Genomic DNA, 12,083 nt, shown 5'->3' on the forward strand with positions numbered 1-12,083 from the left:
CGGCCCGTCCGGCCGCCTGGGGACGACCCTGCCACGGCCTGATGGCGGTTCGGGCGGCCTGTGGACAACTCCCCGTCGAACGGGACCGCCGCCACGTTGTCCACAGTCATGGTGTCCTGGACCACACGCATCGACGGAACGGGGTATCTTCCTGATCGAGACATGTGCGGCGCTGGGGATGGCGCCGAATCGGGCACAGGAGGGACACATGGATGCGGTGCGCATTCTCGAGGACGAGATCCGGGAGATCGTCCGGCGGCAGGGCATCGACCCGCAGCGTGAGCACGCCCGGGTCCTGACGCTCATCCAGGACGCGGCCGCGGACTACGAGTCCCGCGCGATGGTCAGCTCGCTGCCGGACCTGGAGGATCCCGTGGCGGCGCGGCAGGACCTGTTCGACCGCATCGCGGGCCTCGGGCCGCTCCAGCGGCTCATGGACGATCCCTCCGTGGAGGAGATCTGGCTGAACGCGCCGGACGCCGTCTACTGCGCGCGGTCCGGCCGCTCCGAGCTGACGGGCATCGTCCTGACCGAGGAGGAGGTGCAGGACCTCGTCGAAGTCATGTTGAAGTCCTCGGGCCGGCGGCTGGACCTGTCGATGCCGTTCGTCGACGCGGCCCTGCCAGACGGTTCGCGCCTGCACGTGGCCATCCCCGACATCACGCGGCGGCACTGGGCCGTGAACATCCGGAAGTTCATCGCCCGGGCGCGCCGGCTGGACGACCTCGTCCGGGGCGGTTCCCTCACTCCGACGGCGGCCCGCTTCCTGGACGCGGCCGTGGACGCGGGCATGAACATCCTCGTCAGCGGGGCCACCCAGGCGGGCAAGACCACCCTGCTCAACTGCCTGGCTTCGGCCATCGGCCCGCGGGAGCGGGTGATCACCGTGGAGGAGATCTTCGAGCTGCAGATCCCGGTGCGCGACGTCGTCGGGCTGCAGTGCCGCCAGCCGAACCTGGAGGGCCACGGCGAGATCCCGCTGCGTCGCCTCGTCAAGGAGGCGCTGCGGATGCGCCCGGACCGCCTGATCGTCGGCGAGGTGCGCGAGGCCGAGGCGCTGGACATGCTCGTCGCTCTGAACTCCGGCCTGGCCGGCATGTGCACGATCCACGCGAACTCGGCCGCGGACGCGCTCACGAAGCTCTGCACGCTGCCGCTGCTGGCCGGGGAGAACATCTCCCGGGACTTCGTCGTCCCGACGGTCGCCACGTGCATCGACGTCGTCGTGCACTGCGAGCGCGACCGTCAGGGCCGCCGGCGGGTGCGGGAGATCCTCACCGTCGGCTCACGGGTGGAGGGCGGGGTCATCGAGACGTCGGCGCTCTTCCAGCGTGACGCCGAGGGCGACCTGCGCCTCAACGAGGGTGCGAACCTGGAGTTCGAGGCGCTCGCCCGTCGCGGCGTGGACGTCCACGAGCTGGTGGGGCTGCGCTGATGGCCGCGCTGCTGGGGCTCGCGCTCGGCTGCGGCCTGTTCCTGCTGTGGTGGTCCCTCTGGTCCCCTCCCACGGAGAAACCCGGGGCCGCCCGCCCCGACTCGCGCCTGCGTGTGCTGATCGCCCAGTCCGGCATCCAGCGTCTCAGCCCGGCCGGCGTCGTGTCCGCCATGGCCGTCGGCGGTCTCGTGGTCGGGCTGCTCGTCCTGTCGCTGACCAGTACGTGGACCATCGCCGCGTGCTTCGCCGTCTTCGGCGCGGCCGTGCCCTGGCTGCTGTTGTCCTGGCAGGCCCGCCGGCGGTCCACGGCACTGCGCGAGCTGTGGCCGGACGCGATCGACCACGCCCGGTCGGCCATCCGCGCGGGCCTGACTCTCCCGGAGGCGCTCATCCAGCTCGGGGAGACCGGGCCGGAGGGGCTGCGCGAGCCGTTCCAGCAGTTCGCCCGGGACTACCGGGCCGGAGCCCGCTTCGTGGACGCACTGGACCGGCTCAAGGCCCGGATGGCCGACCCCGTCGCGGACCGCCTGGTGGTCTCGCTGCGCCTGACCCGCGAGGTCGGCGGCGCCGACATCGGCCGTCTGCTGCAGACCCTCTCCGAGTTCCTCCGGCAGGACGCCCGCATCCGCGCCGAGCTCGAGGCCCGGCAGTCGTGGACCGTGAACGCGGCCCGGTTGGCGGTGTGCGCCCCGTGGCTCGTGCTCCTGCTGCTGGGGACCCAGCCCGCCGCGGTCGCGGCCTACCGGTCCGCCGCCGGCGGGGCCGTGCTCCTCGCCGGCATGGTGGCCTCCGTCGTCTGCTACCGCGTCATGCTCCGCATCGGCGCGCTGCCCCGGGAGAAGCGGGTGTTCGCATGACGTCCGCGCTGATCTGGGCCGCGCTCCTGGGCCTCACCCTCGGGGCGGGACTGCTCCTCATCCTGGTCACCCAGCCGGTGGGCTGGCGCCCCAGCCTCGAGCAACGGGTCGAACCGCAGCTGCGCCACCACATCCCGGCCTCCCGCCTCCTCGAGGAGGAACGTGCGGGCGCCTCACCCTGGGGAGCGTGGGGACGCATCCTCGATCCCGTGGTGCAGGCCGGAGTCGGCTGGGTCCAGCGCATCTCCCCGGGCGGGGTGGCGCTCGACCGCAAGCTGGCCGCCGCGGGGCTCGCGGTCACGTCGACGGACTTCCGTGCCCAGCAGGTCCTGAGCGGAGCCGCGGGGGCCGCCGTGGCGGCCGTCCTCGCGCTCAGCCTCACCGTCACGGGCCGCGTGCCGGTGATCACGGGGGTCGCCCTCGTGATCGCCGGCGGCATGGCCGGGTTCCTGCTCCGGGAGCAGCTGCTCTCCCTGCGGGTGCGACGGCGGCGCGAGGCCATCCTCTCCGAGTTCCCGTCCGTGGCCGAGCTGTTCGCGCTCTCGGTGGGCGCGGGGGAGAGCGCCGCCGGAGCGCTCGAACGCATCGCGGGGACGGCGCGCGGGGAGCTGGCCGGCGAGTTCCGCACCACGCTCGCCGACATGCGTGCCGGGGCGTCGCTGTCCGCGGCGCTCAAGGCCATGGGACGGCGCGTGCAGCTGGCCCCCGTCGAACGGTTCATCGGGGGCGTGCTCATCGCGCTCGACCGCGGCACGCCCCTCGCCGACGTCCTGCGCGCGCAGGCCCAGGACGTGCGTGAGATGGGTCGCCGCGAGCTCATGGAGGCCGCCGGCCGGAAGGAGATACAGATGATGGTGCCCCTCGTGTTCGGCATCCTCCCGCTCACGGTGATCTTCGCCGTCTTCCCCGGCATCTCCCTGATGCGCCTGGGGTTCTGAAGACCCACAACTGAATAGTCCATCCATCCACCCACGATCACCATCCACTCCGGCCGCACGGGCGGCCGGCCACCCGAGGAGGGGACCATGCTCCACCACCACGCCATCACCGTCCTGGCCGCCCTGCGCGCCCTCATCCACGACGACGTCCGCGACGAGCGCGGCGACGTCCCCGGCTGGGTGATGATCACCCTCATGTCCGCCGTGCTCGTGGCCGGCCTGCTGGCCCTCGCCCTGCCGGCGCTCCAGGGACTGTTCAACCAGGCCATCTCCCAGGTGTCCCAGGGCGGCTGAGCATGCCCCGGGGTGCTGCCCACGGCGCGCAGGCGCCCCGTGGCGGCCACACGGGTGTCCGCTGGCGGGACGACCGGGGCGCCGCGGTGGCCGAGTCCACCATGGTGATGACCCTGGTCGTCCTGCTCTTCGCGGCGCTGCTCCAGGCCGGCGTCGTGATCCACACGCGCAACGTGATGATCGACGCCGCCTCCGCCGGCGCCCGGTACGGGGCGCTCGCGGACCGGAGCCCCGAGGACGGCGTCCAGCGGGCTCGGGAGCTGCTCTCGGCCGGCGTGCCCGGCCAGTCCGGGGCCGACGTCGCCGCGGAGCTCACCAGCCAGGACGGGGTCCCGGTCCTGCGCGTCACGGTCTCGAGCTCGCTGCCCGGCCTGGGGTTCCTGCCGGGCCCGATCCCCGTGGAGGTGAGCGGTCATGCGTTCCGTCAATGACGTCCGCGACGAGCGGGGAGCGGCCACGGTCGAATTCCTGGGCCTCACCCTCGTCCTGTTGATCCCCGTGGTGTACCTGATGATCTACGTCTCCCAGGTCCAGGCCGCGGCGTTCGCCTCGGTCGCCGCCGCTGACCAGGCCGTCAAGGCCGTGGTCGCCGAGGCTGATCACCCCAGCGCAGGCGCCGCCCACGCCACCGTCGAGCTCACGCTGGCCGACTACGGCGTGGGCGCCGGCCAGTACGACCTGACCGTCGGCTGCGATCAGGGCGGCTGTGGCACGCTCGAACCGGGCGAGGTCGTCGCCGTGCGGGTGGACGTGGGGGTGCCCGTCCCTCTCACGCCGGCAGCGTGGTCGCTGACCCCCGTGACGGTGGGTTCCGACGCCCGGCAGACTGTGCCGAGGTTCTGATGCGCCGCCGCCTCACCGCTCGCCTGGGTCACGACGACGGGCAGACCACCGTCCTCACCGTCGGCCTGTGCGCCGTGCTCGTGGCCCTCATGCTGGTCATGCTCGCGGTCACCACCGTGCAGTTGCAGCACCGCCGCCTGCAGTCGCTCGCGGACTCGGCCGCCATCGCCGGGGCAGAGGAGCTCGGCTTCCGGCTGGGGGAGGACCCGGGCGTCGTGCTCTCCGACGACGACGTCGCCGCCTCCGCCAGCGCACACCTCGCGGCCGTCGGTGCCCAGGAGGCCGTGCCCGGGCTCGGCGGGATGAACGCCCGCGTGGCCGACGACGGCACCACCGTCGTCGTCACCCTCGACGCCCGGGCCGATCTGTTCGCCATGACCGGCCCGTTCGCGGGGACACTGCCCCTGTCGGTCCCCCTCGAGGCGACGGGCAGCAGTCGCACTAGCCTGGCCCGGTGATCCGCTTCCTCCACGGCATCGGTGGCCGGCCCGCCCACTTCGAGCCCCTTGCTGACGCCCTCGGCGCCGTGGCCGACCTCGCCGCCTCGCCCGCCCTGCCCGGCCACCCGGGCACGGACGCCGGCGGTCAGGGCCGCCCCCGGGCCGCACGGCCGGCGACCGATGCGGACCCCGTCCTCGACGCCGCCCGCACCTGGGCGGCGCAGGCCGGCCCCGTGCCGGGGCTGCTGATCGGCCACAGCACGGGCGGGGTCATCGCGCTGCGCGCCGTCGCCGACGGGCTGGTGCGGCCCCGCGCCCTCGTGGTCATCGACTCGAACGTCCCGGTGACGGACACCGCCCTGGCCGCCCGGGCGGCCAAGGCCCGCCTCGCCGCCCGCCCGGACTGGCGGAGCGTGCTCCGCGCCTCGCTCGCGCGGGACCTCCTCGTCCCGGAGCCGTGGCGCGAGCGGATCCTGACCGACCTGGACGCCACGCCGGACCATCCGATGCGCGAGCTCTGGGCCGCCGTCCTCGCCGCGGACACCCGTGCCCTCTGGGCCGGCATCACCGTCCCGACGCTATACGTGCGCAGCACCCGGGACGTCCACCAACGGGACCTGGACGCGGTCACGCAGCACGCCACCGTCGTCGATGTCAGCACGGGCCACTGGCCGCACGTCACGGAGCCCGAGGCCGTCGCGGCGGCGATCCGCCGCTGGCACACGACCGGCGTCCACCCCACGCGGTAGGCTGGCCGAATCATGGCTGACACTGACTTCTCCGCGGAGATCGACTCCCTGCGCCACACCCTGGCCTCCATCGAGCAGGTCTCGGACCTCGACCGCATCAAGGCGGACATCGCCGAACTGGAGCAGCAGGCCTCCGCACCGGACCTCTGGGACGACCCGGAGGAGGCCCAGAAGGTCACCTCCAAGCTCTCCCACCGTCAGACGGACCTCAAGCGCATCACCTCCCTGGAGAGCCGCATCGAGGACCTGGAGACCATGGTCGAGCTCGCCGCGGAGGAGGACGAGCCCTCCCTCCTCGACGACGCGAACCAGGAGCTGACCTCCATCCGCAAGGCCCTGGAGGAACTCGAGGTCGTCACGCTGCTCAGCGGCGAGTACGACCAGCGCGACGCCGTCGTGACCATCCGCGCGGGCGCCGGCGGCGTGGACGCGGCCGACTTCGCCGAGACCCTCATGCGCATGTACCTGCGCTGGGCTGAGCAGCGCGGCTGGTCCACCAAGGTCATGGACACCTCCTACGCGGAGGAGGCCGGCCTGAAGTCCGTCACCTTCGAGGTCAACGCGCCCTTCGCGTTCGGCACCCTCTCCGTGGAGGCCGGCACGCACCGCCTCGTGCGCATCAGCCCCTTCGACAACCAGGGCCGCCGCCAGACGTCCTTCGCGGCGGTCGAGGTGGTGCCGCTGATCGAGTCGGACGACTCCATCGAGATCCCCGAGTCCGAGATCAAGGTGGACGTGTTCCGCTCCTCGGGCCCCGGCGGCCAGTCCGTGAACACCACGGACTCCGCCGTCCGCATGACGCACCTGCCCACCGGCATCGTCGTGTCCATGCAGAACGAGAAGTCGCAGATCCAGAACCGTGCCGCCGCCCTGCGCGTGCTCCAGTCTCGCCTGCTGCTGCTGCGCAAGGCCGAGGAGGACGCGAAGAAGAAGGAGATGGCCGGCGACGTCAAGGCGTCCTGGGGCGACCAGATGCGCTCCTACGTGCTGAACCCGTACCAGATGGTCAAGGACCTGCGCACGGGCCACGAGGAGGGCAACCCCTCCTCCGTGTTCGACGGCCACATCGACGATTTCGTGGACGCCGGGATCCGCTGGCGCGCCGAGCAGGTCAAGGCCGCCCAGGAGGACTGAGCCCCGCGGCACGGCCCCGTCGCCCGGGCCACCACGACGCCGGCCCGCACCTCCGCAGTGAGGCGCCGGCCGGCGTCGCCGTTCAAGCCCCCGCAGGGGCCTCGGGCCTGGCCCGGGAGACCGGCCCGGTGGGATGCTCGAAGCACCGGGCAGGCGCCCCCGCGCGCCGGTCCGGCACCAGACTCCATTCCCACCCAGGAGGTCGACCAGCATGACCATGCGCGCCGCCCGTTGGCACGGCAAGAAGGACATCCGCATCGAGGAGATCGACTCGCCCACGGCCGGCCCGGGGCAGGTCCTCGTGGACGTCGCGTGGTGCGGCATCTGCGGCACGGACCTGCACGAGTACCTCGAGGGCCCGATCTTCATCCCGCCGGCCGGGCACCCGCACCCGATCTCCGGCGACGCCGCCCCCGTCACGCTCGGCCACGAGATGTCCGGCACCGTCGCCGCCCTGGGCGAGGGCGTCACGGACCTCGAGGTCGGCCAGAAGGTCGTCGTGGAGCCGTACATCGTGCGCGAGGAGGACCGGGACCGACCGGACTACAACCTCGCGCCGGACATGAACTTCATCGGCCTGGGCGGCGACGGCGGCGGACTGGCCGAGCAGATCGCGGTGCAGCGCCGCTGGGTCCACCCGGTGGCCGACTCCGTGCCTCTCGACCAGGCCGCGCTCATCGAGCCGCTCTCCGTGGCCCACCACGCGTGGGTGCGGGCCGGCTCTCCGACGTCGGGCGTGGCAGTGATCGGTGGCGCCGGCCCCATCGGCGCGCTCACGGCGGCCGTGCTCAAGGGCAAGGGCCTGACGGTGTACGTCTCCGAGCTCTCGGAGCTGCGCCGCCAGAAGGTGCTCGAGGCCGGCGTGGTAGACGAGGCATTCGACCCCCGCGAGGTGGACGTGCCCGCGAAGATCCGCGAGCTGCACGACGGCCAGGGCGCGGACGTGGGCTTCGAGTGCACCTCGGTGGACGTGGTGCTGGACATGCTGCTGGACGCGGTGCGTCCCGGCGGGGTGATCGTCAACGAGTCCATCTGGGGCCACGAGCCCGCCGTGGCCCTGCACAAGCTGGTGATGAAGGAGATCGACCTGCGCGGCACCATCGCGTACGCGAACGACCACGCGGACACCATCCGCATGGTCGAGGACGGCGCCGTGGACCTCGCGCCGTTCATCACCGGCAAGATCGGCCTCGACGACCTGGTCGACCAGGGCTTCGAGACCCTCATCCACCACAACGAGACGGCCGTGAAGATCCTCGTCTCGCCCACCGGCCAGGGCCTCTGAGGCTCCGGCCCGATCCCCGGACGTCCCGACGACGGCCCGCACCCGCGCGCTGCGGGTGCGGGCCGTCGTGGTCCCTGTGCCGCGGCGCGCCGTCACAGACGCGTCGCTCCCTGGCGCGCCTGTGACCGGGGTCATAGACTGCATTTGAGTGAATCGTGATGAACCGAGTTGAACGTCCCAGGAGGACCGCATGACCGCCGAGCTGCCCCAGCCTCAGCCCACCGATGCCGTGATCGTGGGCGGTGCCCGCACGCCCTTCACCCGGCTGCTCTCGCAGCAGGCCGACCTGCGCGCCGTGGACCTGGGCGCCCACGCGATCACGCACGCGCTCGAGCGCGCCGGCGTGGCCCCCGAGGACGTGGACATGGTCTACATGGGCCAGGTCGTGCAGGCCGGCGCGGGCCAGAACCCGGCCCGCCAGTCCGCGCTCGCCGCGGGCATCCCGTTGAACGTCCCGGCCATGACGATCAACAAGGTGTGCCTGTCCGGCCTCACCGCCGTGATCGACGCCGCCCGTCTCATCCGCCTCGGCGAGGCGGACGTGGTGGTGGCCGGCGGTCAGGAGTCCATGACCAACGCCCCGCACCTGCTGCCCGGCGCGCGCAAGGGCTTCAAGTACGGCCCGGCCACCATGCTCGACGCCGTCGCGTGGGACGGCCTCACCGACTCCCTGAGCCACGAGGCCATGGGCGAGCTGACCGAGTCCGGCAACGGCGAGCGGAACATCGCCCGCGCCGAGCAGGACGAGGTCGCCGCGGCCTCGCACCAGCGGGCCGCCCGGGCCCAGTCCGAGGGCGTCTTCGAGGGCGAGATCGCCCCGGTGGAGATCCCGCAGCGCAAGGGCGACCCGCTGGTCGTCTCCCAGGACGAAGGGGTCCGCCCGGACACGACCGCCGAGTCGCTGGGCGCCCTGCGCCCGGCGTTCGCGAAGGACGGCACCATCACGGCCGGCAACTCCTCGCCCCTGTCCGACGGCGCCGCCGCCCTCGTGGTGACCTCGCGGGCCTTCGCCGAGGAGAAGGGCCTGACGATCCTCGCCACGGTGGGCGCACCCGGCCAGACCGCCGGCCCGGACAGCTCGCAGCTGCACTCGCAGCCTTCGGACGCGATCGCCGCGGCGGTGCGGAAGCAGGGCTGGGACGTGGCCGACCTTGACTTCATCGAGATCAACGAGGCGTTCGGCGCGGTGGCCGTGCAGTCCCTGCGCGACCTCGGCTACCCGCACGAGAAGACCAACATCCACGGCGGCGCCATCGCCCTGGGCCACCCGATCGGCGCCTCCGGCGCCCGGCTGGCCCTGCACGCCGCCCTCGAGCTCGACCGGCGCGACGGCGGCCGCGCGGCCGTCTCGCTCTGCGGCGGCGGCGGCCAGGGCGAGGCCCTGATCCTCTTCCGCTGACAGACCGCCCCTGACAGAAAGGACCCCGGACATGGCTCTCGACAAGACCGTGGCCACGCCCGCCGAGGCGGTGGCGGACGTGCCGGACGGCGCGTCCCTGGCCGTCGGCGGCTTCGGGCTCTCCGGCAACCCCGTGCAGCTCATCGAGGCCCTGCTCGAGCAGGGCGCCACGGACCTGTCCGTCGTCTCCAACAACTGCGGCGTGGACGGCTGGGGCCTGGGCATCCTGCTCGGCGCGCGCCGGCTGCGGAAGATGACCTCCTCCTATGTGGGGGAGAACAAGGAGTTCGCCCGCCAGTACCTCAAGGGCGAGCTCGAGGTGGAGCTCGTCCCGCAGGGCACCCTCGCGGAGAAGCTCCGCGCCGGCGGCGCCGGCATCCCGGCGTTCTACACCCGCTCCGGCGTCGGCACCCAGGTGGCCGAAGGCGGCCTGCCCATGCGCTACGACGCGGACGGCACCGTGGTGAAGTCCTCGCAGGCCAAGCCCACGGACACGTTCGTGCTCGGCGAGGGCTACCTCAGCCAGACCCCGGACGAGCCCGAGACCTATGTGCTCGAACGCTCCATCGTCACCGACTTCTCCCTCGTGCACGCGTGGAAGGGCGACCGCCACGGCAACCTCGTGTTCCGCAAGGCCACCCGCCAGTTCGGCCCGCCCGCGGCCATGGCCGGCCGCGTGTGCATCGCGCAGGTGGAGGAGCTCGTCGAGCCCGGCGAGATCGACCCGGATGACGTGCACCTGCCCGGTGTCTTCGTGCACCGGATCGTGGAGGTCGGCACGGACATCGAGAAGCGGATCGAGAAGCGCACCGTGCGCGCGTCGGGGGAGGGGCGGGCATGAGCGAGCAGACCACCGGGCGCCCCCGGGGCCTGAGCCGCGACCAGATGGCGGCCCGCGCCGCGCAGGAGCTGCCGGACGGCGCCTACGTCAACCTCGGCATCGGCATGCCCACGCTGATCCCCAACCACATCCCCGCCGGGCGGTCCGTGGTGCTGCAGTCCGAGAACGGCATCCTCGGCACGGGCCCGTACCCCACGGAGGACGCCGTGGACCCGGACCTGATCAACGCGGGCAAGGAGACCGTCACCGTGAACCCGGGGGCGTCCTTCTTCGACTCCGCGCTGAGCTTCGGCATGATCCGCGGCGGCAAGATCGACGTCGCCGTCCTGGGCGGCATGGAGGTCTCCGCCGCGGGCGACCTGGCCAACTGGATGGTGCCCGGCAAGATGGTCAAGGGCATGGGCGGTGCGATGGACCTCGTCCACGGCGCCGGCCGCGTGATCGTCATGATGGACCACGTGTCCAAGGACGGCACCCCCAAGATCGTCGACCAGTGCACCCTGCCGCTGACCGGCCGCGCCGTCGTCGACCGCATCATCACGGACCTGGCCGTGATCGACGTCGTCGGCACCCCGGAACAGCCCCGCCTGGCGCTCGTGGAGACCGCGCCCGGCATCACCGAGGAGCAGGTCCGCGCGCTCACCGGCGCGCCGCTGGACTGAGCCGACGACGCCGCCCCGCGGCCCCGGCGCACCGCCTCGGCGGGCATCGGGCCGGCACGGGATAGACTGGACGGCCGCGCCCTGATCGGGGCGCGGCCGTCGCCGTGGACGCTGGAAGGACGTGAGGCCATGGGCAAGAACAGCAAGGGCAAGGCCGCCAAGCAGCCGGCCCCCGGCGAACGCCAGGTGATCGCCAACAACAAGAAGGCGCGCCACGACTACACCATCCTCGACACGTACGAGGCCGGCATGGTGCTCACCGGCACCGAGGTGAAGTCGCTGCGCGAGGGCAAGGCCTCGCTCGTGGACGGCTTCGCGGTCTTCTACCGGGACGAGCTGTGGCTCGAGCAGGTCTACATCCCGGAGTACCTCAACGGCTCGTGGACCAACCACGCCGCCCGCCGCCGCCGCAAGCTGCTGCTGCACCGCGCCGAGCTGACGAAGATCTCCCGCCAGATCCAGGATCCGGGCCTGACCATCGTGCCGCTGTCCCTGTACTTCCTGAACGGGCGCGTGAAGGTGGAGATCGGCGTCGCGCGCGGCAACCGCGAATACGACAAGCGGCACAAGCTGCGCGAGCAGCAGGACAACCGCGAGGCCCAGCGGGCCATGCGGATGCGCAACCGGCGCGCCGGCGTGGCCTGAGCGCGGTGGACCCCTTGGGAATGCCTCGGGGGCGTGCTACGTTGTATCTCTCGCAGGGCCGGTTTCAGGACCGGCGGGCCTCGCGCCCTCCGCCTGCAGTGGTGATTGACAACCTCATAGAGGAGTCGCCCCCATGGGGCCGATCGGTTTCGACGGTGTGTGTCGCGTCGGGAGAAGCGGGCCGAGGATGCAGAGTCATCTCGTCAAACGCTCTCTGCAAACCAATAAGTGCCGAATCCAAGCGCACTGACTTCGCTCTCGCTGCCTGATCAGTGATCGAGTCCGTCACCCCGAGGTCGCTGTCGCCTCGGATCGTGGCGTCAGCTAGATAGCCACTGGGCGTCACCCTCGCCGGGGGTCGTGACGCCGACATCAATCCGGCTGGGTCCGGGTTGGCCGCCCGTCTGCGGGACGGCCAGGACCGAGCAACACCCACAGCAGACTGCGCCCGGAGAAGACCTGGCAACACCTCATCGGACGCGGGTTCAATTCCCGCCGGCTCCACTCACCACCACGGGAAGGCCCCGGAATCGTCACGATTCCGGGGCCTTCGTCGTGTCC

General features: G+C 72.3%; 14 protein-coding genes and 1 other RNA gene. All 15 read left to right on the forward strand.

Translation table 11 applies throughout. From position 1 onward, the window contains the following. Positions 1 to 208 precede the first annotated feature (208 nt). Positions 209 to 1,435, forward strand: coding sequence for a CpaF family protein (locus FLM69_RS00090; protein ID WP_010079081.1), 1,227 nt, complete (start codon positions 209 to 211; stop codon positions 1,433 to 1,435). Further along, a complete protein-coding gene (locus FLM69_RS00095) occupies positions 1,435 to 2,292 on the forward strand; it encodes a type II secretion system F family protein (protein WP_010079080.1) in 858 nt (285 codons plus the stop codon). The genes FLM69_RS00090 and FLM69_RS00095 overlap by 1 nt, the downstream gene beginning before the upstream one ends. After that, entirely contained in the window at positions 2,289 to 3,230 is a 942-nt protein-coding gene (locus FLM69_RS00100) for a type II secretion system F family protein (protein WP_041104286.1), read from the forward strand. Before FLM69_RS00095 ends, FLM69_RS00100 begins: the two co-directional genes overlap by 4 nt. Positions 3,231 to 3,317: 87 nt before the next feature. Beyond that, positions 3,318 to 3,524: a hypothetical protein gene (locus tag FLM69_RS00105; protein ID WP_010079078.1), complete on the forward strand. Its 207-nt coding sequence runs from the start codon at positions 3,318 to 3,320 to the stop codon at positions 3,522 to 3,524. 2 nt (positions 3,525 to 3,526) lie between these two features. Beyond that, positions 3,527 to 3,955, forward strand: a complete 429-nt coding sequence (locus tag FLM69_RS00110; protein WP_036381779.1) for a TadE/TadG family type IV pilus assembly protein — start codon at positions 3,527 to 3,529, stop codon at positions 3,953 to 3,955. Further along, positions 3,939 to 4,367 carry a hypothetical protein gene (locus FLM69_RS00115; RefSeq protein WP_036313982.1) on the forward strand — a complete coding sequence of 143 codons (429 nt, stop codon included), beginning with the start codon at positions 3,939 to 3,941 and terminating at the stop codon, positions 4,365 to 4,367. Before FLM69_RS00110 ends, FLM69_RS00115 begins: the two co-directional genes overlap by 17 nt. Further along, a complete protein-coding gene (locus tag FLM69_RS00120) occupies positions 4,367 to 4,825 on the forward strand; it encodes a Tad domain-containing protein (RefSeq protein ID WP_036381775.1) in 459 nt (152 codons plus the stop codon). Before FLM69_RS00115 ends, FLM69_RS00120 begins: the two co-directional genes overlap by 1 nt. Further along, positions 4,822 to 5,556: an alpha/beta fold hydrolase gene (locus FLM69_RS00125; protein ID WP_049147203.1), complete on the forward strand. Its 735-nt coding sequence runs from the start codon at positions 4,822 to 4,824 to the stop codon at positions 5,554 to 5,556. Before FLM69_RS00120 ends, FLM69_RS00125 begins: the two co-directional genes overlap by 4 nt. A gap of 12 nt (positions 5,557 to 5,568) precedes the next feature. Continuing rightward, on the forward strand, positions 5,569 to 6,690 hold the full coding sequence (gene prfB, locus FLM69_RS00130; RefSeq protein WP_012750800.1) for a peptide chain release factor 2: 1,122 nt from the start codon (positions 5,569 to 5,571) through the stop codon (positions 6,688 to 6,690). A gap of 217 nt (positions 6,691 to 6,907) precedes the next feature. Further along, positions 6,908 to 7,975, forward strand: a complete 1,068-nt coding sequence (locus FLM69_RS00135) for a 2,3-butanediol dehydrogenase (RefSeq protein WP_041104337.1) — start codon at positions 6,908 to 6,910, stop codon at positions 7,973 to 7,975. 190 nt (positions 7,976 to 8,165) lie between these two features. Continuing rightward, positions 8,166 to 9,374, forward strand: a complete 1,209-nt coding sequence (locus FLM69_RS00140) for an acetyl-CoA C-acetyltransferase (RefSeq protein ID WP_041104293.1) — start codon at positions 8,166 to 8,168, stop codon at positions 9,372 to 9,374. Between the two features lie 31 nt (positions 9,375 to 9,405). Continuing rightward, positions 9,406 to 10,215: a CoA transferase subunit A gene (locus FLM69_RS00145; RefSeq protein ID WP_041104295.1), complete on the forward strand. Its 810-nt coding sequence runs from the start codon at positions 9,406 to 9,408 to the stop codon at positions 10,213 to 10,215. After that, positions 10,212 to 10,877 (forward strand): CoA transferase subunit B, encoded by a 666-nt coding sequence (locus FLM69_RS00150; RefSeq protein WP_036381762.1) that lies wholly within the window; start codon positions 10,212 to 10,214, stop codon positions 10,875 to 10,877. Before FLM69_RS00145 ends, FLM69_RS00150 begins: the two co-directional genes overlap by 4 nt. A 129-nt stretch (positions 10,878 to 11,006) precedes the next feature. Further along, the gene (gene smpB, locus FLM69_RS00155) at positions 11,007 to 11,522 is read left to right on the forward strand and encodes an SsrA-binding protein SmpB (RefSeq protein ID WP_044659238.1); all 516 of its coding nucleotides are present in this window, start codon (positions 11,007 to 11,009) and stop codon (positions 11,520 to 11,522) included. 135 nt (positions 11,523 to 11,657) lie between these two features. Then, positions 11,658 to 12,029, forward strand: a transfer-messenger RNA (tmRNA) gene (ssrA, locus tag FLM69_RS00160). The last annotated feature ends 54 nt before the right edge of the window (positions 12,030 to 12,083 follow it).

Source organism: Micrococcus sp. R8502A1 (assembly GCF_006704135.1).
Classification (GTDB): domain Bacteria; phylum Actinomycetota; class Actinomycetes; order Actinomycetales; family Micrococcaceae; genus Micrococcus; species Micrococcus luteus.